The organism is Streptomyces sp. NPDC043726 (assembly GCF_056436565.1).
The window spans coordinates 215,838-237,505 of record NZ_JBWKCI010000002.1 but is presented as its reverse complement, the minus strand read 5'-3'; the positions used below and the strand labels follow the sequence as shown (position 1 = coordinate 237,505).

Genomic DNA, 21,668 nt, shown 5'->3' with positions numbered 1-21,668 from the left:
GAGAGGTCCACGGTGTGGGTACCATGCGCAGCGTCGCCCGTGTCGAGGGAGGAACAGTGTGACCAGCCAATCAGCCGCCACGCTCCGGTCGCGTTACCTGGAGCAGGCCGCGTCGGACCTGGAGCAGAACCGTCGGCAGCAGCAGGAGTTGACGGAGAAGCTCACCAGGTTGAAGCACGAGGAAGGGCTCCTGGCGGGCATCCTGGACCTCGCCGAGCAGTACGAGGGTTTCTCGGATGCGTCGCGTCTGCCCGAGCAGGCACAGGACGAGCCCGTCGTGGCGAAGTCCAAGCGCACGCAGCCCGCGGGCGGTTCCAAGCGTTCGGCATCGGCGAAGACCACCGGTACCACGGCGAAGAAGTCCGGCGGAAAGAAGTCACCCCAGCCGCTGCTCGGTGACGTCCTGGCGGACCTGCTCTCCCAGTACGAAGAGCCACGTGCGGCGAAGGAGCTGCGGGACGAACTCCTGAAGAAACACCCCGACCGCAACCCGACCCCGCAGGTCGTGCGGAACACACTCGAATCCCTGGTCGCCAAGGGACGCATCGAGCGCCACAAGCAGGACCGCTCGGTCATGTACACCCTGGTGGAGCCGGGCGCGACCGCCTGACGCCCGCCCTCCACCGAAGCACCGCCCTAGTAGCCCCGCCAGATGTTGTCGAAGGCGGCATCCTCGACGTCCCGGCGCAGCCGCACCGCCCGCAGCTCCGTCACCGCGTCCCCGACGGCTCCCACCACTGTGGTGATCGCGTCTCCGTCGGGGTTTTCGTGGTGGTCCGGCGGTGTGTCCCCGTTCCTCAGGACCGACGTCAGAGCGGCGAGGACGGACTCGCCCGATGCCTGGCGCTCCGCGGCGCGGCGGCGCTCCGGTGTGTCGGCCGGCGCGCTGCGCGAGGTCCGCGGTCGAAGGCCGCGCCCCTTTGCGGGGGCAAGAAGCCCGGCCCCTTCCAGCTCCTTCGCGTAGACCCCGGCGAGTCCGCTGCCGCGCCGCCACAGCCAGTCCTCGACCGTCTCGTACGGCTCCCGCCCGACGAGCGCGGTGGCCGCCTGGTCCAGGAGCCGGTCGCCCGTCGCCGGCTCGGGGCCGGGCACCATGCGGTCGCCGTCCAGGGTCAGCGCACCCGCCTCCAGCAGGTCGATCGCCTCGGCCCCGGCCAGCGCCAGGGAGAGGTCCCCCCGCTCCACGGTCCGGTCGGGCGGCAGGCTCAGGATGACGAGCGCGAGGTCACGTGCGGTGGTCATCGGTCCCTCCTCGTCTCCAGCAGGCGCAGCCATACCTCACTGATGGTAGGAAACGCGGGCACGGCATGCCACAGACGCTCGACGGGCACTTCGCCGGTGATGGCGACCGTGGCCGAGTGCAGGAGTTCGGCGACCCCCGGTCCGGCGAAGGTGGCGCCGACCACGGTCCGGCGGTTCCGGTCGATGACCAGGCGGGCCCGCCCCTTGTAGCCGGGGCGGTACTGATGTGCGCCCGCGAGCTGACCGATGTCGTAGTCGACGACCTCCACGGCCCGGCCCTCGCGCTCCGCGCCGGCCGCGGTCAGCCCCACGGTCGCGATCTCGGGGTCGGTGAAGACGACCCCGGGGACGGCCACGCTGTCGGCCGCCGCGCTGTGCGGGGCCCAGCGCCCGGTGTCGAGCGTCTCGCCCCGGGCCCGGGCACCGATCACGGAACCGGCGATACGGGCCTGGTACTTGCCCTGGTGGGTGTAGAGCGCCCGGCGGTTGACGTCGCCGACGGCGTACAGCCAGTTGCCGGGTATGTCGGTGACGGTCAGTGTGTCGTCGGTGGTGAGCCAGTCCCCCGGTGTCAGCCCCACCGCGTCGAGCCCGATGTCCTCCGATCGCGGGGCGCGGCCGGTGGCGAAGAGCAGCTCGTCGGCGGTGAGTTCGCCGCCGTCCGCCAGGGCGACGCGGACCCCGCCGTCAGGGAGCCGCTCGGCAGCGACGACCGACGTGTTGAAGCGTAGGTCCGCACCGGCTTCCTTCAGGCGCTCGGCGACCAGTTCGCCCGCGAAGGGCTCCATGCGCGGCAGCAGCCCGCCGTCCCGGGCGAGCAGCGTCACCCGGGAGCCCAGCCCCTGCCAGGCGGTGGCCATCTCGACGCCCACCACCCCGGCGCCGACGATCACGAGGCGGCCCGGTGGCCGCTGGGCGCTCGTCGCCTCGCGGCTGGTCCAGGGACGTACGGTCCCGATCCCCGGCAGGTCGGGCAGGGCGGCACGACTGCCGGTGCACGCGGCGACGGCGTGCCGGGCCCGCAACCGGACCGTGCGGCCGTCGGGTGTCTCCACGGACACCTCGCGCTCTCCCACCAGGCGGCCGTGTCCGCGCAGCAGGTCGATGCCGGCCGACTTGAGCCAGGCGACCTGACCGTCGTCCGTCCAGTCGGCGGACATGCGGTCGCGGTGCGCGAGGACCGCCTCGGTGTCCAGGGGGTTCTTGAGGGCCGGACCGAGACCCGGAACGTGCAGTGCGTCGGCGCGCATCAGGACGGGGCGCAGCAGTGCCTTGCTGGGTTCACAGGCCCAGTACGAGCATTCACCGCCGACCAGCTCGCTCTCCACGACGACGGTGCTCAGACCGGCGGCTGCGGTGCGGTCCGCGACGTTCTCGCCGACCGGACCCGCGCCGATCACGATGACGTCGTAGAGGGCTTCGGTCTCGGTCGTCATGTGTCCTCCGGTGAGTGGATGCCGGTCGGATGCGGCCGGTCGGACGGTGTCGGTCGGATGGTGCAGGTCGGGGGTGTCAGTCGGAGGTGTCGGTCGGAGGTGGGTCGGCCCCGGCGCGGCAGGGGGTGGCCGCGCCGGGACCGGGTCTCAGCGGCCGGGAGCGCGTTCCGTGACCTCCTGCAGGAACCACTCGTTGCCGTCTACGTCCTTGAAGGCGGCGAAGCTGCCGTAGCTCGCCCGCTCGGGGTGCGGGCCGGGGACGCGGTGCGCGTCGCCCGCGTGGTGGAAGGCGCCGGTCTCGTCGCGGAAGGGCCCGGAGACCTCCACACCACGGGAGGTCAGCTCCTTCTGCGCCTGGACGATGTCGGTGACGGTCAGCTGGAGGCCGTGCAGCGTGCCCGGCTCCTGCTGGGTGAGGCCCGTTCCGAAGATGATGGAGCACTCGGAGCCGGGCGGGGTCACCTGCACGATCCGGTAGCCGTCGTTGATCGGGAAGTCGGCGTCGAGACGCCAGCCGAGCCGCCCCACGTAGAAGCCCAGGGCACGGTCCACGTCGGAGACGGGGAGGATGACGACTTCGAGCTTCATGTCCATGGCTGTGTTCTCGCTTTCAGTGGTTCGAATCAGGCATACGTGTGAGTCGTCGAGTCCCTGTCTCCGATGGGACATGTCACCCGAGAAGGCTCGAGGCCGCCGGGCCGAATCCCGAGAACGGCACGCTCTGGGACCACAGCCACACTTGAGTGTCGGTGGGCCAGTCCCGGTCCTCGCGGTGTCCTTCTTCGCGGGGCGGCGGCCCGGCGCTGCCGGCGGAGGGGCTCTCCATGTCAGGCCGCGGCGGCCTTGATGGTGACCGGGACGTTGTCGCGCGTCGCCTTGGAGTACGGGCAGATCTGGTGGGCGGCGTGCGCGAGTTCCTCCGCGGTGGCCTGATCGACACCGCCGAGGACGGGGCTGAGCACCGCCGACAGCGAGAACTCGCCGTCGTCGCCATGGGTGAGCGTGATCTCGGCGGTGATGGTCGTGCTGGTCAGCCGTATCTTGCGGAGCGTGGCCGCGCGGCGGAGGGCACCGAGGAAGCAGGCGGCCCAGCCGGCTGCCAGGAGCTGCTCGGGGTTGGTGGCCGTGCCCGCGCCGCCGAGCTCCTTGGGGAGGGCGAGGCCCGTCTCCAGCAGGCCGTCGGAGGAACGGACGTGACCGCCGTTCCGGCCTTCTCCGTCCACGTCGACAACGGCGGTGTAGCTGACTGCCATGGCTGCTGCTCCCCATCTGGGTCGAAAGGTGGTGGCACAAAAGGTGGTGGGACGCCTCCCGACCAGGACTTTCCCTGCGTCACTTGTTGAGGCGGTGACGTAATCATGGCAGCGCCAATGTCACCCGTCAAGCCGGTGACGCAAAAATCGACCGCTCACGGAGACGCCGCCGGGAAAGCAACGACGCCGCGATTCCCGCGACCCCCTTCAGGGCCGCCGGAACCGCGGCGTCGCCGGTGCCGAAACGTCTGAGCCGGACCTACAACCCCATGTCGAGAGCCAGACACGAGTAGTACTTCCACGAACCTTCAGGGGTGTAGGTGGCGTTCGCTCCGCCGCCCGCCTCGCCCTCGACCTCTTCGGTCATGTCCTCGAAGCGGATCCGCTCGGGGAGCTTGCCGAACCGTGCGTGACGAGCCGCCGCGGCGGCGTCGATCGTGAGTCCCTTGTCCATGACCATTCCCCACTTCGCGGATCGTGTGCCACTTGTCGCCTTGAACGACCATCAGAATGACCCACCATGCATCACCTGTCAAACCGGTGACTCAATCCGCGGGGTGATCACCTCATGCCGTCGGCTTCGACGACGGCGGGGTTCCTGGGCGAGGGCCAGGTTCTGGATCAGATAGCCGTTCACGGAGATCAGCCCGGCGCACCGCTCCGGCCACAGCGCCGCGGCCACGTCAGCGGCTCGCCCACCCCAGTCGTATCCGGCGAACCGGGGCGGCGGAACGCGCAGGGCGTCCATGAACGCACAGGTCCGCGCCGAGTGCCGCCTGTTCGCCGGACCGGAAGGAGTCCGCCGAGAAAGCGGGTCTCTCCGTGGCCGCGCAGATAAGGGACGCAGCAGCGGTAGCCGCGCCGGGCGGTGCACACATGCACACGTCGTCACCACTCTGACGGGTTACGAGAAGTGCGGGTGCCGGATGTCGCTGTCATGGCGGCCCCCGGAGAACGATGACCTAAACACATGTGCCATCGGCGGACGATGCGCGAGAAACCCGCAGTCAAACGACGGACGTCCGCCGCGGGCCTCGCGAGGACAGTGAGAAACACACCCGTTCCCCTCAACCCACTCCGTCTCGACGAAGGACACAGCAATGGCTCGTACATGGTTGATCACCGGCGCGTCCCGTGGTTTCGGGCGTGCCCTGGCGGAAGCGGTTCTGGCGGTCGGCGACCGGCTGGTGGCCACCGCGCGCCGCCCAGAGCAGCTCGCGGACCTCGTCTCCCGCTACGGGGACCAGGTGCGGACAGTGGCCCTGGACGTCACCGACACCGCCGCCGCTCACCACGCCGTCGGGGCTGCCGTCGACGCCTTCGGCCGACTGGACGTCGTGGTGAACAACGCCGGGTACGCCAACAGCGCACCGATCGAGGAGATGACCGAGGAGGACTTCCGCGCCCAGTTCGAGGCGAACTTCTTCGGCGTCGTGAATGTCACCCGGGCGGCCCTGCCCGTCCTGCGCGCACAGCGCTCGGGCACGTTCCTCCAGTTCTCCTCCCTCGGCGGGCGGGTGGGCGGCACTCCGGGCATGGGGGCCTACCAGAGCGCGAAGTTCGCCGTGGAGGGCTTCTCCGAGGTGCTGGCGAATGAAGTCGCACCGTTCGGGGTGAAGGTCGTCATCGTCGAGCCCGGGGCCTTCCGCACGGACTGGCAGGGCTCCTCGATGGAACTGCACACCGTCGGCCCCGACTACGAACCCACCGTCGGCCTCATGAACACGTACCGGGCGGACAACAACGGTACGCAGCCCGGCGACCCCGTCCGCGCCGCGCAGGTGCTCGTCGAGGTCGTCGGCCACGACGACCCGCCGCGCCGGCTCCTGCTGGGCGCGCAGGCCGTGACCTTGGCCCTGGAGGCGGGCGAGGCCCGCGCCGCGGAGACGCGGAAGTGGGCCGAGGCCAGCAGCGCCGCGGACTTCCCGTCGTAGACACACCCTCCGGACCCCTCTCTCACACACAACAACCCGAAGGAGAAGACGCATGACCCGCAAGACCTGGCTCATCACCGGAGCCTCCAGCGGCCTGGGCAAGGCCCTCGCCGAACACGTCCTGGCCCACGGCGACCAGGTGGTGGTGACCGCGAGCTCGACACAGGTCACCACCGAACTGGCCGCCCGCTACCCGCACACCGCGCTGGCGGTCAAGCTCGACGTCACCGAGCCCGCGGACCGCGAGGCCGCGGTGCGTGCCGCCGAGGACTGCTTCGGCGGCATCGACATCCTCGTCAACAATGCCGCGATCGATTTCATCGGAGCCTTGGAGGAGCAGGAGGAGAGCGACTACCGCCGGCTGTTCGAGGTCAACTTCTTCGGTGCGGTCGCCCTCACCCGCGCGGTGCTGCCCGGAATGCGCCGACGGCACAGTGGTGTCGTCGTCAACGTCTCCTCCATGGACGGCCTGGCCAGTCTGCCCGCCAACGGCTACTACTCCGCCGGCAAGTTCGCGCTGGAGGGCTTCACCGAGGCGCTGTGGCAGGAGATCGAGCCGATCGGGCTGCACGCGATGATCATCCAGCCAGGTTCCTTCCGTACCGGCATCGAGAACCGCACCCGGGCGTCCGGGAAGTCCATCGAGGACTACGCGGCCACAGCCGGTGCCTTCCGCGCCATGATGGGCGGCCTCACCCCGGAGATGTTCCCCGGTGACCCGGAACGGGCCGCCGAGGCGATCCGCCGGGTCGTCCTCGCGCCGAAGCCGCCGCACTGGGTCGTCCTGGGCAGCGACGCCCAGCGGCGCATCGGCGCCAAACTCGACCAGCTCCGGGCCGAGTTCGAGGCCGGGCAGGACCTGGCGTACAGCACCGACTTCCCGGGCGCCGCCGACAACGCGGTGCTGTGAGCCGTACGGATCCACCCCACGCCCGCGCACCCTCGGCACCAGGCCCACCCGCCGAGGCAGCCCGACACATCCCGAACCCGACACAGAAATCCGAGGCATCCCCATGAGCAAGACCTGGCTGATCACGGGTAGTTCCCGTGGACTGGGCCGGACCCTCGCCGAGTCGGTCCTGGAGGCCGGCCACCGACTCCTCGCCACCGCCCGGCGCACCGAGGCACTGGCCGACCTGGCCGAGACCTACGGGGAGCGGGTCCGGCTGGTCACCCTGGACGTGCGGGACGCCGCCGCGGCCGAGGGCGCGGTGCGGGCGGCGGTGGAGGCGTTCGGGCGGCTGGACGTGGTCGTCAACAACGCCGGTTACGCCGACATGGCCGCCATCGAGGACATGTCCGAGCGTGCCTTCCGCGACCAGATCGACGCCAACCTCTTCGGTGTCGTCAACGTGACCCGGGCCGCCCTGCCCGTGCTGCGCGCGCAAGGTTCGGGGCACATCATCCAGATCTCCTCCGTCGGCGGGCGGGTGGGCGTCCCGGGCCTCGGCGCCTACCAGGCGGCCAAGTGGGCGGTCGGCGGCTTCTCGGAGGTGCTGGCTCAGGAAGTCGCTCCCCTCGGCATCAAGGTGACCGTCGCCGAGCCGGGCGGCATGCGGACCGACTGGGCCGGCTCCTCGATGGACACTCCACCGGTCAGCGCGCCGTACGAGGGCGTGGTCGGGGCCGCCGTCGCACAGATTCGTGGCGCGGACGGCCGGCAGCCCGGCGACCCGGCCCGGATCGCGCGGATCCTGCTGGACATCGCCGAGAGCGACAACCCGCCGCTGCGCCTGCTGCTGGGCAGGGACGCGGTGGCCGTCGCGCAGCGCATGGCCGACCGGCTCGCCACCGAGGACGCTACATGGCGTGCTGTCAGCGAGTCCGTGTGACCCGGTGAGCCGGGCCGCCTCCGCGGAGGGCCGGTGACGGGCCGGGCCGCTGCGGCGGCAAGCCGGTGGCAGGCAGGAAACGCCGCGACGGCGGCAGGTGGTTCGCCCCACCTGCCGCCGTCGGCGCGTCTGCCCGTGGTGTGTCCCGTACGAGCGCGGGTCATACGGTGATCGTCTTGTACTCGGTGTAGGTGCCGAGGCCGACCGCGCCGTACTCACGGCCGATGCCGCTGGCCTTGAAGCCGCCGAACGGGCCGTCGAAGGCGATGGAGGCGCCGTTGACGGTGACCGTGCCGGTGCGGACCCGACGGGCGACCACCAGCGCGTGCTCCTCGTCGGCGGACCAGACCCCGCCGGACAGGCCGTACTCGGAGTCGTTGGCGATGCGGACCGCGTCGTCCTCGTCGTCGTAGGCGATGACCACCAGGACCGGTCCGAAGATCTCCTCCTGCGCGATGCGCATGGAGTTGTCGACGTCGGCGAAGACGGTGGGGGTGACGTAGTTGCCCTTCTCCAGTCCCTCGGGGATCTGCGGGCCGCCGGCCACCAGGCGGGCGCCCTCCTCGATGCCGAGCTGGATGTAGTTGCGCACGCGCTCCTGCTGGTCGGGGCGGATCATCGGGCCGATGAAGGTGTCGGGGTCGGACGGGTCGCCGACCTTCAGCGACTCGACCAGTTCCTTCAGACCGGCCACGACCTCCTCGTACCGGCTGCGCGGGGCGAGGATCCTGGTCTGGGCGATGCAGGACTCGCCGTTGTTCAGCAGCGAGCCGAACCGCACGCCCGCGACGGCCTTCTCGAGGTCGGCGTCGGGCAGGATGATCGCGGCGGACTTGCCGCCCAGCTCCAGGCTGACCCGCTTGAGCTGCTCACCGGCGATCGCGGCGATACGGCGGCCGGCCCGCGTCGAGCCGGTGAAGGCGATCTTGTCGACCTCCTGGTGCGAGACGAGGTACTCGCTGGTCTCCCGGTCGGCGGGCAGCACGCTGATCACACCCTCGGGCAGACCCACTCGCTCCAGCAGATCGGCCAGGAAGCCCATGCTCAGGGAGTTCTCGGGGGACACCTTCAGGACGACGGAGTTGCCCGCGAGCAGCGCGGGAATGATCTTCGAAGTGGCCGAGGAGAAGGGCGAGTTCCACGGGATGACGGCCGCCACGACGCCGATGGCCTCACGGCGCACCACGCTGCGTACCGGGGAGGCGGGGTCGGAGGGCGCGAGGGTCTCCTCCCAGCCGAATTCCTCCGCCGCCTTCAGGTAGGCGTTCGCCTGCCGGGTCAGGCCGGGCTGTCCGGCGCGGGTGAACCATCCGGCCGAGCCGTTCTCCAGCGAGATCAGGTGTGCGATCCTCTCCGCGTTCTCCTCGCGCAGGCTGTTGAAGCGGCGCAGGAGCGCGATCCGCTCCGCGGGTGGGGTCAGCCGCCACTCCCCCGCCTCGAAGGACGCCCGCGCCGCGGCGACCGCGCGGTCGATGTCCGCCGGCTGCGCCTGCGCGGCGCGGCCGACCACCGACTGGTCGTGCGGCGAGGCGATGTCGAGCAGCTCGGGCCGGCTCGGCTCGACCCAGGAACCTCCGATGAAGAGCCGGTCGTAGGTGATCATGCGGTGTCTGTCTTCCGTACTCGATTCGCTCGGACACGACGCCCAAGTGCCACATCAATGTAGCACTTATGAGCGTTAGATGCGCGTAAGCGTGAAGGATGTCCTTCCTGGCCGCCCTTCAGTCGAATGACCTCGCACCCGTCGGCCGACCCCGCCCACGACACACCGTCACATGACTGATGTGTGTGCATGTGTCACCGGGGAGAGTGTGTGGCGTCGGCCCACCTGGGCGACAAGGCGCACCACGGAGGTTTTTCCACATGATCAACAGGCGTACCTTCAACAAGGCCGTCGGCCTGGGTACCGGCGCGGCCGCGGTCTCACTGTCCGGCCTGCAGAACAGCGCGTTCGCCGCGCAGGACACGGGCGGCACACGTGTTTCCACCGTGCCGACCGTCACCCCGGGCACGCACACCGAATTCGCCACGCTCAAGCAGGTCAAGGCGGGGGTCCTCGACATCGGTTACGCCGAGGCGGGCCCCGCCCACGGCCCGGTCGTCATCTGCCTGCACGGCTGGCCCTACGACATCCACAGCTTCGTCGACGTCGCCCCGCTGCTGGCCGACCTGGGCTACCGGGTCATCGTTCCCTACCTGCGCGGTCACGGCAGCACCCGGTTCCTGTCCCACCGCACGCCCCGCAGCGCCGAGCAGTCCGCCATCGCGCTCGACATCATCGCGCTGATGGACGCGCTGAAGATCGATCAGGCCGTGCTGGCCGGCTTCGACTGGGGTTCGCGGACCGCCGACATCATCGCCGCCCTGTGGCCCGAGCGCGTCAAGGCCCTCGTCTCCACCAGCGGTTACCTCATCACCAACCGCAAGGCCCAGCTGGAGCCCGCGAACCCGGCCGTGGAGCGCAACTGGTGGTACCAGTGGTACTTCGCCACCGAGCGCGGCAAGAAGGCGATGGAGCAGGTCGACGAGCGCATCGCCCTGTGCCGGTACGTATGGACCCTCGTCTCCCCCAACTGGAACTTCGACGACGCCACCTTCCAGCGCACCGCCGAGGCGTTCAAGAACCCCGACTACGCCGCCATCGTCCTGTACAACTACCGCTGGCGGATCAGCCTGATCGAGGGTGAACGCCGCTACGACCGCTACGAGAAGCAGCTGGCCGCCCAGCCGCTCATCGGCGTCCCGACCATCACCCTCGACCCCGCCCTGGACCCCTTCACCGCGCCCGGCGACGGATCCTCCTACCGCGGCCGCTTCACGGGGCCCTACGAGCACCGCACGATCGCGGACATCGGCCACAACCTCCCGCAGGAGGCTCCCACGACGTTCGCTCAGGCCGTCGTCGACGCCGACCACCTCTGAGTCCGCGCGACCTTCCGCCTCGGACGGCTGACACACGTACGGCCGGGCAGGATCCACCCTGCCCGGCCGCGTGTGCGTTCAGAACTCAGAACTCAGAAATCAGGACTCACGACTCACGCCTCGGCGCGCTTCGGCAGCCGCCAGTTCGGCCGCGGGAAGTGGCAGGTGTAGCCGTTGGGGTAGCGCTGGAGGTAGTCCTGGTGCTCCGGCTCGGCCTCCCAGAAGTCACCGGCCGGGACGACCTCGGTCACCACGGACCCCGGCCACAGTCCGGACGCCTCGACGTCGGCGATGGTGTCCTGCGCGACGAGCCGCTGCGTGTCGTCGGCGTAGAAGATCGCCGAACGGTAGCTGAGGCCGATGTCGTTGCCCTGCCGGTTGCGCGTGGTCGGGTCGTGGATCTGGAAGAAGTACTCCAGGATCGCCCGGTAGTCGGTGACCTTGGGATCGAAGACGATCTCGATCGCCTCCGCGTGCTTTCCGTGATCGCGGTAGGTGGGACGAGGCTTGTCGTCGTCACCGCTGTACCCCACACGGGTGCGCACCACCCCGGGCAGGGACCGGATCAGCTCCTGCATACCCCAGAAGCAGCCGCCGGCCAGCAGCGCCCTCTCCTCGACGTCACTCATGGCGCATCGCCTTTCTCTCCGCGTCTGTCCACGAGGGTCAACCTCGCACACCGGGCTCGAATTCCCGCATCTTCCGTCACCACCTTGACAGGTGATGAAGGGGATGACAAATTCGTCACCAGTCAGGGCGGTGACGCGATCCGGTGAAGACCGGCGGCCCGCCCGTACTCGTAGCGCCTGAAAGGGGCATTTTCGTGCTGAGCATCAACGGTGGACGCAAGCGGCTGGTGACGGGTGTGGTCTCGCTGGCCACGGCGGGGCTGGCACTCGGAGCGTTCGCCCTCAGCGGCACCGCCTCCGGCGCGACCAAGACCACCGGCGCCGACAGCGGCACCAAGCCGACCATCGTCCTGGAGCACGGCGCCTTCGCCGACGGCTCCAGCTGGAACGGCGTCATCGCCGATCTGCGCGCCGACGGCTACCCGGTCGTCGCCGCCGCCAACCCGCTGCGCGGCCCCGCCTCCGACGCCGCCGCTCTGCGCACCGTCCTCGACCACATCAAGGGCCCGAAGATCCTCGTCGGCCACTCCTACGGCGGCAACGTCATCAGCCAGGCCGCCAGCGACGACCCCCAGGTGAAGGCGCTCGTCTACGTCGCCGCCTTCCTCCCCGCCCCCGGGGAGACCGCCCTGGAGCTCACCAACAAGTACCCGGGCTCCACCCTCCCCGGCACCCTCGACCCCGTCACCTACCAGCAGGCCGACGGCACCACCGCCACCGACCTGTACATCCAGCAGGACAAGTTCCGCCGGCAGTTCGCCGCCGACGTCCCCGCGCGGGAGGCCGCCCTCATGGCCGCCGCGCAGCGCCCCATCGCTCAGGCCGCGCTGGAGGAGAAGGCCACCACGGCCGCGTGGAAGACGAAGCCGACCTGGGACATCGTCACCACCCGCGACCTCAACATCCCCGCCGCGGTCCAGCGCTTCATGGCCAAGCGTGCCCACGCCCACACCACCGAGGTCGCCGCCTCCCACTCGGTCGCCGTGTCCCACCCGCACCTGGTCGCCGACGTGATCGAGCGAGCCGCCCGGGCCACCGTCCGCTGACACCCCGCAGAGGTCCGGCACCCCGGACAGCCGCCGCCGCTCCACACTCCGGAGCGGCGGCGTCGCTGTGCGGGCCCGCGCACACCGGCCTCCCTCGCCCTACTGACACATGTGAAACCCCCCGCGATCACCGGACCGATCGGGTTCCCGCACTTGTGTCCGGCCTCGCCGAGCCGGAACGCGGGGCGGCGGGGACCGGCATTGCCGCAGCGCCGGTCCCGCCGCCGGCGCTCCGTCGTCAGGTCACTCCGCCAGCCCGTAGAAGCGCATCGGCGAGTTCGGCTCGAAACCGATCCTCGGGTACACCGGCGCTCCGGCGACGGTCGCGTGCAGCGTGGCCCTCGTCAGTCCGGTCGCGCGGGCGCCCTCGTACAGCGCCTTGCGGGTCACCGCCTCGCCGTAGCCGCGGCGTTGGTGGTCCGGGTCGGTGGCGACGAGCACGACGAACAGGCGGCCCTCTGCCTCCACGGTGGCCACGCAGGCGACGGGGACGCCGTCGCGTACGGCCAGGAACGCGTAGAACTCCTCCTTCCACAGCGCGGAGCCCTCCAGACCGTCACGGCCGTCCTCCGGGCTGAAGCCGTACGCGCGGGAGTTGATGTCCGCGTAGGCCCGCAGCTGTGCGTCCGTGGTCACGCGCTCGAAGGTGAGCTCCGGATGGCGGGGCTCCGGAATGGGCAGCAGGTCGCCCGCCATACCGGTGCCGGGGAAGGCGTGCGCCAGGCCCGCGCGCCGTACGGCCTCGTCAAGGCCCGCGCGCGCCTCCTGCGTGAGGAGGTCCTCGAAGAGCCACAGGAAGCCCGGCCGCCGTTTGGACCGCATGATGTCCGCCGCCTGGCCGAGCCGCTGCTCCAGGAGCCCGGCGTCCGCCCCGACGTCGGTGAGGGTGATCGCGTTCCAGAACGCGAAGCGGCAGTCCGCCCAGCGCACGGCGACACCGGGCAGGTCCCGGACGTCCGCGTCCTTGTCCCGGTCGAGCACCATCGCTCGCCACACCGTGGAGAGCTGTCCCACCGATTCGACCGCCGCCGCGAGATCCGTCATCGCCACTCCTCGACTCCCTGTGATTTCTTGCAACCTGTCCTGCCCAGAACTCTGGTCAGGCGGGGACGATGTTGTGGTTGAACCGGAAGACATTGGCCGGGTCGTAGCGCTTCTTCACCTCGGCGAGCCGGTCGAACCGCTCGGCCCCGTACACCCGGCGCACGCCCTCGGCGTCCGTCGCCTCTTCCGGCGAGAGGAAGTTCACCATGTTCCGCCGCGCGGCCCAGGGCTCCAGCCCGTCGACGACCCGCGCCAGCTCGGCCGCAGCGCCCCCGCCCGGTCCGGCGCCCCCACCGCGAAACCGAAGACGACGTACGGCAGACCGCGGCTCGGCACCGCGTTGGGCACCGCTGGTTCACGGTCGAACGCTCCCCCGAGCGCACGGATCTCCACGCTGCGGTCGAAGTACGGCATCGGGTCCACCGGGTCCATGTGGATCTCACCGATCGCGGTGAAATGTTTCTCCCCCACCAGGTCGAGCAGGGCCGGCGCGAACGCGCGCAGCGGCGCGATGAGTTCGCCCCCTCGGCCCGCGAACCCAGGTAGCCGATCCGCAGGTGGATCACGAAGGCGCCGCGCATCGGCTCGGAGAGCAGCGGAACGTCGGGCAGCCGCTGGACGGCCACGGAGGACGTCATGTCCTCCCCCACCGTCGGCAGCCAGGCACGCCAGGCCTCCAGTACCTGCCCTAGCCTCGCAAGGCCGCCCAGAACAGCTCCGGTTCACTCACCGGGGTCACCCGGCGCAGTTCTCCGTCCGCCGTGACCATGTTCAGCCGGCGCACGTGGTCGGCGGCGTAGCCGAGGCTCCGCCCCAGCAGCGGGCTCTGACCGCCACCGAGGAGGTACCCGACCACCCCGACGTCCGGGGCCGAACCCGCGATCGGGGCCAGGCCGAACTCCGCCGCCAGGGGCAGCACGTCGGACCACCGGGCACCCGGCTCGGCCCGCACAGAGCGCTCCGGCGCGTCGACGGCGATCCGCCGCATCCGCCGCGTCGTGATCAGCAGCCCGCCCTCGGCGGAGGAGACGACCTGATGGGCGGCGGACTTCACCGCGACGGGCAGCCCGTGCCGCACCGCGAAGCGGACCGCCGCCCGGACGTCCGGCTCACCGGCCGCGCCGACCACCAGGGCCGGCCGGAGGCCGCAGGTCAGGTTGTACGTGGCACACTCCGCCGTGTACTCCTCGGTACCCGGCTCCAGCACCGTCCCCGCCACGGAGCGCCGCAGCGCCGCGATGTCCTCCGCCCGGAAACTCGCCCTGCCCGCAGCCGACTTGTCTGTACTCACTTTGTCCTGACCTCATTCGCTCACACCATCATTGACGTCATGGAGACGAGCCGGACCTGCTCTGTTGTTCACATCGACGCCGCCGCCGGCCGAGGGCACGGCGGAAGCGGAATCTGGACGCCCTTCCCAGCTCGGTGATTGCATGGCCGCATGAACGCGGGGGTGGACAGGCACGGCCGGGTCGGCACGGATCTGGTCGGACGGGACGAGGATCTCGCGTTCGTCCGGTCCTTCCTGGCCGACTCCGAGGTCCAGGGCGCGGCCCTGCTGCTCTCGGGCGAGGCGGGGGTGGGCAAGACCGCGCTGCTCGACGAGGTGGCGCGGGACGCCGCACACCAGGGCGTCCGGGTGCTGCGCGCGAGAGGCGTGCAGTTCGAGGCGGACATCGGCTACGCCGGTCTCAACCAGCTCCTCGTACCCCTCTTCGACGACTTCGACGTCCTGGACCCGGTCCACCGCGACGCCCTGCGGGTCGCGGTCGGCATCGGCACCGGGCCGGCGCCCGACCGTCTCCTGACCTCCACCGCGGTCCTCCTGCTGCTCCGGCGGACGGCCGCGCGTACGCCCCTGCTGCTCGCCGTCGACGACCTGCCGTGGCTGGACCGGGCCACCAACGCCGTACTCGGCTTCGTGGCCAGGCGGCTGGTCGGCAGCCCGATCGGCTTTCTGGCCGCCGCCCGCGAGGGCACCGACAGCTTCTTCGAATCGAGCGGTCTGACCGAGTACCGGCTCAAGCCGCTGACCGACGCGTCGTCGGCGGAACTGCTGGCCCTCGCCCACCCCGACGTGTCCCCCGCGGTACGGCGCCGCATCACGACCGAGGCGAGGGGCAACCCGCTGGCACTGGTGGAGCTGCCGACGGCGCTCTCCGCCGAGCAGCGCACGACCCTGGCGGCAGTGCCCTCTGTCCTGCCCCTGAGCGAGCGGCTGCAGGCCCTGTTCGCCTCGCGCGTGGCCGGACTGCCCGCGCCCACGCGGAATTTGCTCCTGATCGCCGCCCTCGACGGCACCGGTGACCTGGCCGCGATCGAGGCGGCCGTCGCCGGCCGGGTCGGCGTGGACGATCTCGCTCCCGCCTCCCGCCACCGGCTGGTGACGGTCTCGGCCGACCACCGGCGGCTGTCCTTCCGGCATCCGCTGATCGGCTCCGCGGTGGTGGAGCTGGCGACGCCCGCGGAGCGCAGAGAAGCCCACCAGGTGCTCGCCGACGCCCTCGAGGACCGACCGGAGCGCCGTGCCTGGCACTTGGGCGAGGCCGCCCTGGGTCCGGACGAGACGGTCGCGGCGCTGCTGGAGGAGGCGGCACGACTGCGCCTGCGCCGCGGGGACGCGCTCGGCGCGGTGGCCGCGTTGACCCGTGCCGCCGCGCTGAGCCCCGCGCGGGCCGACGAGAGCCGCCGGCTGGCCGAGGCGGCCTACGTCGGTGTGGACTCCGGCGGCGAACTGGAGGACGCCACGCGGCTGCTCGCCGGAGCTCAGGCGCATCCTTCCGGGCAGCAGTCGCTGCACGCGGCGGCCGCGTCGGCGTTCCTGCTGATCAACCGGGACGGAGACATCGACACCGCCTACCGGCTGCTGGTCGGCGCGATCGAGACCGGGCAGCACGGCTGGGACGCCTCGGACGACGCTCTCGTCGAGGCTCTGCACCTGCTGGTGCTGCTGTGCTGGTACGGCGGTGAACCGGAGCTGTGGCAGCCGCTGTTCGCCTTCGTGGACCGGCTGACTCCCGAACCGCCCGAGCTGCTGTGGGTGATCACCCGGACGTTCGCCGACCCGGCACGCACCGGACCGGCCGCACTGCCCCGGCTGGCGAAGCTGATCGCGACCGTGGGCGACGAACCCAACCGGGTGATCCGGGTGGGCACCGCCTCCGTCTTTCCCGACCGGCTCGGGGAATTCCGGTGGGCCACCCGCCGGTTGGCCGAGCAGGGCCGCGCCGGCACCGCACCGGTCCGCAGGCATCTGGGCGCGCTCATGCACCTCGGCCTGGACTATCTGCACCTGGGCCGGTGGGAGGACTCCGACGACCTGGCGGTCGAGGGCCTGGCCCTGTGCGAGGACCACGACTACCGGTTCTTCGCCTGGTACTTCCAGTACATCCGGGCGGTCGTGGCCGCGGTGCGGGGCGACCGGGAGACCAGCGACGCGCTCACCGGGGAGATCGTCCGATGGGCGGGACCGCGCGGAGCACGCGGCGCGGTGTACTTCGCCGAGCACGCGCGGGCGCTGGCGGCCCTGGGCAGCGGCGACTTCGGGACCGCATACCAGCATGCCTGCGCGCTCAGTCCGCCCGGGACCGTGGCGCCGTACGTCCCGATCGCCATGTGGGGCACGATGGACCTGGTCGAGGCGGCCGTCAGGACCGGCCGGGACGCGGAGGCCGCCGCCCACACGGCGGCGATGCGCGCCTCCGGGATGGCCGGACTGTCACCCCGGCTGGAACTGCTCGTCCTGGCGTGCGAGGCACTGACCACGCCCGGCGAGGAGTCCGTGGCCCTCTTCGAACGGGCGCTGTCCCTGCCCGACCCCGAACGCCGGCCCTTCGACACCGCTCGCGTCCGTCTCTTCCACGGGGAGCGCCTGCGGCGGCTGCGCGCCACGACGGAGGCCCGGGAGCAGCTGACCCTGGCGCTGCGGTCGTTCCAGCAGTTGGGCGCCCAGCCCTGGACGGCCCGGGCGGCGGCGGAGCTGCGGGCGAGCGGCCGGGCCGCCCCGGCCGCGGCCACGCCGACACGGTCCGCGCTCACCGCGCACGAGCTGCAGATCGCCACCCTCGCGGCGACCGGCCTGACCAACAAGCAGATCGCCGAGCGGCTGTTCCTGTCCCATCGGACGATCGGCACCCACCTGTACCAGATCTATCCCAAGCTGGGCATCACCTCGCGGGCCGCCCTGAGGGACGCCCTCGCCGAGCTCGACGCCGAGGCGGGCGCCTGAGGAGGCCGGAGAATCGTTCCGGCCGCCCAGTCATTCGACGTATGCCGGGCTCCGGACACCCGCGCAGAGTGGACGCCCAGTGGCCGTGCCCCGATGCCACCGAGCGCCACGAAAGGAAGAACCGGATGCCTGGTGTCTCGGACAGTCATCCCGACATCCACTGGCCGTCCGGCTTCTCGCCCGATCACGCCCACAGCTTCTGCCAGGCGCAGGCCGTCGTGCACGCTCCGCCGGCCACGGCCTTCGGCCTGCTCGCGGAGGTGCGGCGGTGGCCCGACTGGGTTCCGGGCATCACCGAGGCACGCGCCGGAGTCGCGGAGGACACCTTTCACGTCCGGTTCCACGGCCACCGTTTCGAGGTCTACGTCGGCGAACGGGTGCCGCCGCACCGGCTCGGCTGGTCGGGTGTGGGCGCCGGAGTGCAGTTGTACCAGGCCTGGTTGCTCACCGAGGTCGACGGCGGCACCCACGTGGTGTCCGAGAACGTCGTACGGGGGCCCGCCGCCGAACGCCTGCATGCGCTGCCGCCCGTGTGGGCCCAGCGCATGCAGGCTCTGTGGCTCGCGCAGCTGAAGAGGCTCTCGGAGAACGCCCCGGCGTAGTCCTCCGCGGGCCTCGGCGGCGACTCAGGCCGCGGTGACGGTGTCCTCGGCCGCGCGGACGGGGGCGGGGGCGCCGGTGGTGTTCCCGGTCCTGCGGGACGGCTTGAGGAAGAGGGCGAGGACGATGCCGACGGCCAGGGTGGGGGCGATCCAGAGGTAGCCGGTGGCCGTGGCGTGGGCGAAGGCGTCCAGCGCGGTGTCGCGCAGGGCCCCGGGCAGCCGGCCGATGGTGTCGGGGCGGGCCGCGTCGAAGCCCTCGCCGGCCGGCAGGTCGTCGGTGCGGTCGGCGAAGCCGGTGTTGAGGAGCGTGCCGAAGACGGCGACCCCGAAGGCGGCGCCGATGGAGCGGGCGAAGGTGACCACGGCGCTGGCGGCACCGAGGTCGGCGGTGGGGACGCTGTTCTGGACGGTGGTCAGCACGACCATGGGCACCATGCCGATGCCGATGCCGGTGATCAGGAAGTAGCCGCTGAGCACCAGGGTGCCGGTGGCGGCCCCGATGGTGCCCAGCAGGAGCAGCCCGGCGAGGTTGGCGGCCAGGCCCGCGAGCAGGATCGGGCGCAGCCGGTCGGCGTGCGCGGACCAGCGTCCGGCCAGGGACTGGCTGATGACCAGACCGGCGACGAGGGGCAGCATGTGGATGCCGGAGAGAGTGGCCGAGATTCCGTGCACGATCTGGAGATACGTCGGCAGGTACACCAGGACCGCGAACATCGCGGCGTTCGCGAAGAACCCGATCAGCGAGGAGAAGACCACCGTCCGGGAGGCGAGCATGGCCGGGGGCAGGACCGGGGCGGCGGCGCGGCGCTCGGCGGGCACCAGCAGCACGGCCAGGACGACGGTGGCGGCGATCAGACCGACGATGGACGGCGAGCCCCAGCCCCAGCGCTCGCCGAAGGACGTGATCAGGACCAGTCCGGTGGCGATGGCGGCCAGGAGGGTGGCGCCGAGGTAGTCGATACGGGCCTTGGCGCCGCGGGTGGCGGTGGGCAGCGCCCGCGCCGCGATGGCCAGGGCGACGAAGCCGACGGGCAGGTTGATCAGGAAGGCCCACCGCCAGGACAGCTGGTCGGTGAAGACGCCGCCCAGCAGCGGTCCGACGATGCTGGCCACGCCGTACACCGAACCGAACATGCCCTGGTAGCGGCCGCGTTCGCTCGGCGCGACGATGTCGCCGACCAGGGCGAAGGTCAGCACGATCATGCCGCCGCCGCCCACGCCCTGCAGCACCCGGGCGCCGATCAGCTCGGGAAGGTTCTGTGCCAGGCCGCAGGCGACCGAGGCGACCAGGAAGATCGTGGTCGCGGTCAGGTAGAGCCGCTTGCGGCCGAACATGTCGCCGAGCTTGCCCCACAGCGGTGTCACCGCCGTGGAGGCGAGCAGGTAGGCGGCGCTGACCCAGGCGATGTCGTCGAACCCGTTCAGGTCCCGCGCTATGCGGGGCAGTGCGGTCGACACGATGGTCTGATCCAGGGCCGCGAGCAGCACCGCGAGGATCAGCGCGCTCATCGCCGCGGCGACACCGCCCTCCCGGGGTGAGGGGGACTGTGACTTCGGCATCGGAAGTTGCCTTTCGCTTGGCGCTACCAGAGTTAACTGTCACTTTAATGTAGCACTTAGATGGCAGATATCTACAGTCATGAGGTGTTAGCTGTCTCAGAGGTCACATGCCGGGCTAGACTGCCTGCCGTGAGAGCCGACGCCGTACGAAATCTGGAAGCCGTCCTGACCACCGGGGCCCGCATGCTCGCCACCGATCCGGGCGCGAGCATCGCGAGCATCGCCGCCGAGGCGGGGGTGGACCGGCGCACCGTCTACCGACGCTTCGCCTCGCGCGAAGAACTCCTCGCCGCCATCTACGAGTCCCGGCTGACGGCCGTCGAAGAGGCCATCGAGGACGCACGGCTGCGCGAGGCCCCCGTCGCCGTCGCCCTGCACCGCTATGTCGAGAACATCATCGCGGTCAACCGCAGATGGCCCGTCGACCTCGCCCGCATGCTCGCCGACGACACCGTCCGCCGACGCCGGGACGCGTCCGCCCACGAGGTCGACGTCTTCCTCGAACGCGCCACCGAAGAGGGATTGCTGCGCCCCGGGCTGCCCGAGGGCTGGGCGAGCGCGCTGCTGCCCCAGCTCATGCATCTGGTGTCCCGGCAGCTGCCCGAGTCGAGCCCCGCGCGGGCCGCGGACGTCGTGGTCGACACCCTGCTGAACGGTATCGGAGCTCCCTGACACGACGAAGCCCCCGGAGACACATGTGTTCACGTGTGCCCGGGGGCGGTGTGCGCGACGGTCGGGCGTGTCCCGTCAGCCGCGTCGCACGCCGTCGATGAAGCGGCCTGCCAGGTCGACGCGTTCGGCCAGGGTGGCGGGGGTCTGCCCGAAGTCCATGAACAGTTCGTGCACGCCGGCCTCGGCGGCGGTACGCGCGTAGTCGATGTACTGGTCCAGCGTGCCCGCGCGGGGCATCAGCTCCGCGTCGGTCCTGATGTCGGTCAGTTCCGGGTTGACGCGCAGCGCCATGTGCAGGCCGGCCGGGTCGCGTTCGGCCTCGACCGCCTCCTTGCGGATCACGTCCCACATGCCGAGGAGGTCCGGCAGCGGCATCGCCACCGGCAGCCAGCCGTCGAGCCGCCGGCCGATCCGGCGCAGGCCGCCCGGAGTGAACGCGGCGAGCAGCACGGGCGGTCCGGGCCGCTGGCTCGGCTTGAGCCCCACCACCGTCTCCGGGACCGTGAACAGCGGTCCCTCGTGGGCGAGGACGTCGTCGGCCCAGTACTTCTCCAGCACGTCCAGCGTCTCGTCGAGCCGCACTCCGCGACCCTTCCAGGGCACGGAGACCGCGGTGTACTCGTCCGGCATCCAGCCCAGGCCCAGCCCCACCAGCAGCCGTCCCCGGCTGAGCAGGTCGAGGGTGGTCAGCGAACGCGCCAGCATGATCGGCGACTGCCACAGGCCGTTCAGCGTGCTCGTGCCCAGCCGGACACGGGTCGTGTGGGAGGCCGCGAAGGTGAGCGCCACCAGCGGGTCCATGTGGTTCTCGTAGACGCGCGGCATCCGGCCGTCGGGGCCCGGGTAGGGGGCGGAGGGCACGAGCGGGGCGAGGACCCGGTCCCCCGTCCACAGGGAGTCGTACCCCATCTCCTCCGCGGTACGGCAGACTTCAAGGATGCCTTGCGGCCGGGCGTCGGGACCGAAGGTCGGTATGGCCAGGCCCAGTCTCATATGTGTCTCCTCGTGACGTGACGGCCCTTGCGATGTGACGGCCATGCTCACACCAGGGTGATCGGGATTCCAAAACACATGTGTCGAGCCGCGTGTCGGGGACCGGCCATATCCAGGAAAGTACGAGCAACAAGAACCTTTTCGGCCAAACCGCGTGACGAGGCGAGCTGAGACATCTACTCTTCTCGCGTGAGGTCCGAGGTGTGAAGTGGGCGGTCGGTGGCGGCACGCCACCACCGGTCCCCGCACCCGCCCGGAGACCGCTCCGCACCGGC

Annotated in this window: 22 protein-coding genes and 1 pseudogene; 9 read left to right on the top strand and 14 right to left on the bottom strand. The window is 71.1% G+C overall.

Annotated elements, in window-relative coordinates:
* The first annotated feature begins 58 nt into the window (after positions 1-58).
* A complete protein-coding gene (locus tag AC068Z_RS05875; protein ID WP_478552692.1) occupies positions 59-610 on the top strand; it encodes a hypothetical protein in 552 nt (183 codons plus the stop codon).
* A gap of 26 nt (positions 611-636) precedes the next feature.
* On the opposite strand, the gene AC068Z_RS05870 is transcribed toward AC068Z_RS05875, so the two are convergent.
* The 6 genes and pseudogenes from AC068Z_RS05870 to AC068Z_RS05845 form a co-directional block, all read right to left on the bottom strand.
* Positions 637-1,242, bottom strand: coding sequence for a GOLPH3/VPS74 family protein (locus AC068Z_RS05870; protein WP_478552690.1), 606 nt, complete (start codon positions 1,240-1,242; stop codon positions 637-639).
* Entirely contained in the window at positions 1,239-2,678 is a 1,440-nt protein-coding gene (locus tag AC068Z_RS05865; protein WP_478552688.1) for a dihydrolipoyl dehydrogenase family protein, read from the bottom strand. The genes AC068Z_RS05870 and AC068Z_RS05865 overlap by 4 nt, the downstream gene beginning before the upstream one ends.
* A gap of 147 nt (positions 2,679-2,825) precedes the next feature.
* The gene (locus tag AC068Z_RS05860; RefSeq protein WP_478552687.1) at positions 2,826-3,272 is read right to left on the bottom strand and encodes a VOC family protein; all 447 of its coding nucleotides are present in this window, start codon (positions 3,270-3,272) and stop codon (positions 2,826-2,828) included.
* A gap of 233 nt (positions 3,273-3,505) precedes the next feature.
* A complete protein-coding gene (locus AC068Z_RS05855; protein ID WP_269664341.1) occupies positions 3,506-3,931 on the bottom strand; it encodes an organic hydroperoxide resistance protein in 426 nt (141 codons plus the stop codon).
* A gap of 259 nt (positions 3,932-4,190) precedes the next feature.
* The gene (locus AC068Z_RS05850; RefSeq protein ID WP_478552684.1) at positions 4,191-4,385 is read right to left on the bottom strand and encodes a hypothetical protein; all 195 of its coding nucleotides are present in this window, start codon (positions 4,383-4,385) and stop codon (positions 4,191-4,193) included.
* Between the two features lie 138 nt (positions 4,386-4,523).
* Positions 4,524-4,798 (bottom strand): annotated as a pseudogene (locus AC068Z_RS05845) (alpha/beta fold hydrolase); the annotation flags it as partial.
* A gap of 233 nt (positions 4,799-5,031) precedes the next feature.
* Here AC068Z_RS05845 and AC068Z_RS05840 point away from each other — a divergent pair.
* The 3 genes from AC068Z_RS05840 (at position 5,032) to AC068Z_RS05830 (ending at position 7,697) form a co-directional block, all read left to right on the top strand.
* Positions 5,032-5,865, top strand: a complete 834-nt coding sequence (locus AC068Z_RS05840; RefSeq protein ID WP_478552683.1) for an oxidoreductase — start codon at positions 5,032-5,034, stop codon at positions 5,863-5,865.
* Positions 5,866-5,917: 52 nt separating this feature from the next.
* Positions 5,918-6,775 carry an oxidoreductase gene (locus tag AC068Z_RS05835; RefSeq protein WP_478552681.1) on the top strand — a complete coding sequence of 286 codons (858 nt, stop codon included), beginning with the start codon at positions 5,918-5,920 and terminating at the stop codon, positions 6,773-6,775.
* A gap of 103 nt (positions 6,776-6,878) precedes the next feature.
* A complete protein-coding gene (locus AC068Z_RS05830) occupies positions 6,879-7,697 on the top strand; it encodes an oxidoreductase (RefSeq protein ID WP_478552680.1) in 819 nt (272 codons plus the stop codon).
* Positions 7,698-7,857: 160 nt separating this feature from the next.
* Here the strand turns inward: AC068Z_RS05830 and AC068Z_RS05825 are convergent, their stop codons facing one another.
* Positions 7,858-9,300: an aldehyde dehydrogenase gene (locus AC068Z_RS05825; protein ID WP_478552678.1), complete on the bottom strand. Its 1,443-nt coding sequence runs from the start codon at positions 9,298-9,300 to the stop codon at positions 7,858-7,860.
* A gap of 260 nt (positions 9,301-9,560) precedes the next feature.
* Here AC068Z_RS05825 and AC068Z_RS05820 point away from each other — a divergent pair, with 260 nt between their 5' ends.
* Complete coding sequence (locus AC068Z_RS05820) at positions 9,561-10,619, top strand: alpha/beta fold hydrolase (RefSeq protein WP_478552676.1); 1,059 nt, start codon at positions 9,561-9,563, stop codon at positions 10,617-10,619.
* 113 nt (positions 10,620-10,732) lie between these two features.
* Here the strand turns inward: AC068Z_RS05820 and msrA are convergent, their stop codons facing one another.
* Positions 10,733-11,248, bottom strand: coding sequence for a peptide-methionine (S)-S-oxide reductase MsrA (gene msrA, locus AC068Z_RS05815; RefSeq protein WP_478552674.1), 516 nt, complete (start codon positions 11,246-11,248; stop codon positions 10,733-10,735).
* Between the two features lie 194 nt (positions 11,249-11,442).
* Here msrA and AC068Z_RS05810 point away from each other — a divergent pair, with 194 nt between their 5' ends.
* Positions 11,443-12,294, top strand: coding sequence for an alpha/beta fold hydrolase (locus AC068Z_RS05810; RefSeq protein ID WP_478552672.1), 852 nt, complete (start codon positions 11,443-11,445; stop codon positions 12,292-12,294).
* Between the two features lie 243 nt (positions 12,295-12,537).
* Here AC068Z_RS05810 and AC068Z_RS05805 read toward each other — a convergent pair whose 3' ends face one another.
* The 4 genes from AC068Z_RS05805 to AC068Z_RS05790 form a co-directional block, all read right to left on the bottom strand.
* Entirely contained in the window at positions 12,538-13,338 is an 801-nt protein-coding gene (locus tag AC068Z_RS05805; protein WP_478552671.1) for a GNAT family N-acetyltransferase, read from the bottom strand.
* 55 nt (positions 13,339-13,393) lie between these two features.
* Positions 13,394-13,546, bottom strand: a complete 153-nt coding sequence (locus AC068Z_RS05800; protein WP_478552670.1) for a BBE domain-containing protein — start codon at positions 13,544-13,546, stop codon at positions 13,394-13,396.
* Positions 13,540-13,809: a hypothetical protein gene (locus tag AC068Z_RS05795; protein ID WP_478552668.1), complete on the bottom strand. Its 270-nt coding sequence runs from the start codon at positions 13,807-13,809 to the stop codon at positions 13,540-13,542. The genes AC068Z_RS05800 and AC068Z_RS05795 overlap by 7 nt, the downstream gene beginning before the upstream one ends.
* A gap of 217 nt (positions 13,810-14,026) precedes the next feature.
* Complete coding sequence (locus AC068Z_RS05790; protein WP_478552666.1) at positions 14,027-14,629, bottom strand: FAD-binding oxidoreductase; 603 nt, start codon at positions 14,627-14,629, stop codon at positions 14,027-14,029.
* Between the two features lie 150 nt (positions 14,630-14,779).
* On the opposite strand from AC068Z_RS05790, the gene AC068Z_RS05785 reads away from it, so the two are divergent.
* Positions 14,780-17,566, top strand: a complete 2,787-nt coding sequence (locus tag AC068Z_RS05785; protein WP_478552664.1) for an ATP-binding protein — start codon at positions 14,780-14,782, stop codon at positions 17,564-17,566.
* Between the two features lie 125 nt (positions 17,567-17,691).
* On the top strand, positions 17,692-18,168 hold the full coding sequence (locus tag AC068Z_RS05780) for an SRPBCC family protein (protein ID WP_478552662.1): 477 nt from the start codon (positions 17,692-17,694) through the stop codon (positions 18,166-18,168).
* 24 nt (positions 18,169-18,192) lie between these two features.
* Here the strand turns inward: AC068Z_RS05780 and AC068Z_RS05775 are convergent, their stop codons facing one another.
* Positions 18,193-19,728: an MDR family MFS transporter gene (locus tag AC068Z_RS05775; protein ID WP_478552661.1), complete on the bottom strand. Its 1,536-nt coding sequence runs from the start codon at positions 19,726-19,728 to the stop codon at positions 18,193-18,195.
* 183 nt (positions 19,729-19,911) lie between these two features.
* On the opposite strand from AC068Z_RS05775, the gene AC068Z_RS05770 reads away from it, so the two are divergent.
* The gene (locus AC068Z_RS05770) at positions 19,912-20,400 is read left to right on the top strand and encodes a TetR/AcrR family transcriptional regulator (protein WP_478553723.1); all 489 of its coding nucleotides are present in this window, start codon (positions 19,912-19,914) and stop codon (positions 20,398-20,400) included.
* 75 nt (positions 20,401-20,475) lie between these two features.
* Here the strand turns inward: AC068Z_RS05770 and AC068Z_RS05765 are convergent, their stop codons facing one another.
* Complete coding sequence (locus AC068Z_RS05765; protein WP_478552660.1) at positions 20,476-21,393, bottom strand: TIGR03619 family F420-dependent LLM class oxidoreductase; 918 nt, start codon at positions 21,391-21,393, stop codon at positions 20,476-20,478.
* Between the last annotated feature and the right edge of the window lie 275 nt (positions 21,394-21,668).

What these genes read in the sequence shown, in the direction of transcription:
- AC068Z_RS05870 (WP_478552690.1), bottom strand. Translation starts at nt 1,242, where the DNA reads ATGACCACCGCACGTGACCTCGCGCTCGTCATCCTGAGCCTGCCGCCC.
- AC068Z_RS05865 (WP_478552688.1), bottom strand. Translation starts at nt 2,678, where the DNA reads ATGACGACCGAGACCGAAGCCCTCTACGACGTCATCGTGATCGGCGCG.
- AC068Z_RS05860 (WP_478552687.1), bottom strand. Translation starts at nt 3,272, where the DNA reads ATGGACATGAAGCTCGAAGTCGTCATCCTCCCCGTCTCCGACGTGGAC.
- AC068Z_RS05855 (WP_269664341.1), bottom strand. Translation starts at nt 3,931, where the DNA reads ATGGCAGTCAGCTACACCGCCGTTGTCGACGTGGACGGAGAAGGCCGG.
- AC068Z_RS05850 (WP_478552684.1), bottom strand. Translation starts at nt 4,385, where the DNA reads ATGGACAAGGGACTCACGATCGACGCCGCCGCGGCGGCTCGTCACGCA.
- AC068Z_RS05840 (WP_478552683.1), top strand. Translation starts at nt 5,032, where the DNA reads ATGGCTCGTACATGGTTGATCACCGGCGCGTCCCGTGGTTTCGGGCGT.
- AC068Z_RS05835 (WP_478552681.1), top strand. Translation starts at nt 5,918, where the DNA reads ATGACCCGCAAGACCTGGCTCATCACCGGAGCCTCCAGCGGCCTGGGC.
- AC068Z_RS05830 (WP_478552680.1), top strand. Translation starts at nt 6,879, where the DNA reads ATGAGCAAGACCTGGCTGATCACGGGTAGTTCCCGTGGACTGGGCCGG.
- AC068Z_RS05825 (WP_478552678.1), bottom strand. Translation starts at nt 9,300, where the DNA reads ATGATCACCTACGACCGGCTCTTCATCGGAGGTTCCTGGGTCGAGCCG.
- AC068Z_RS05820 (WP_478552676.1), top strand. Translation starts at nt 9,561, where the DNA reads ATGATCAACAGGCGTACCTTCAACAAGGCCGTCGGCCTGGGTACCGGC.
- msrA (WP_478552674.1), bottom strand. Translation starts at nt 11,248, where the DNA reads ATGAGTGACGTCGAGGAGAGGGCGCTGCTGGCCGGCGGCTGCTTCTGG.
- AC068Z_RS05805 (WP_478552671.1), bottom strand. Translation starts at nt 13,338, where the DNA reads ATGACGGATCTCGCGGCGGCGGTCGAATCGGTGGGACAGCTCTCCACG.
- AC068Z_RS05800 (WP_478552670.1), bottom strand. Translation starts at nt 13,546, where the DNA reads ATGGTGAACTTCCTCTCGCCGGAAGAGGCGACGGACGCCGAGGGCGTG.
- AC068Z_RS05785 (WP_478552664.1), top strand. Translation starts at nt 14,780, where the DNA reads ATGAACGCGGGGGTGGACAGGCACGGCCGGGTCGGCACGGATCTGGTC.
- AC068Z_RS05780 (WP_478552662.1), top strand. Translation starts at nt 17,692, where the DNA reads ATGCCTGGTGTCTCGGACAGTCATCCCGACATCCACTGGCCGTCCGGC.
- AC068Z_RS05775 (WP_478552661.1), bottom strand. Translation starts at nt 19,728, where the DNA reads ATGCCGAAGTCACAGTCCCCCTCACCCCGGGAGGGCGGTGTCGCCGCG.
- AC068Z_RS05770 (WP_478553723.1), top strand. Translation starts at nt 19,912, where the DNA reads ATGCTCGCCACCGATCCGGGCGCGAGCATCGCGAGCATCGCCGCCGAG.
- AC068Z_RS05765 (WP_478552660.1), bottom strand. Translation starts at nt 21,393, where the DNA reads ATGAGACTGGGCCTGGCCATACCGACCTTCGGTCCCGACGCCCGGCCG.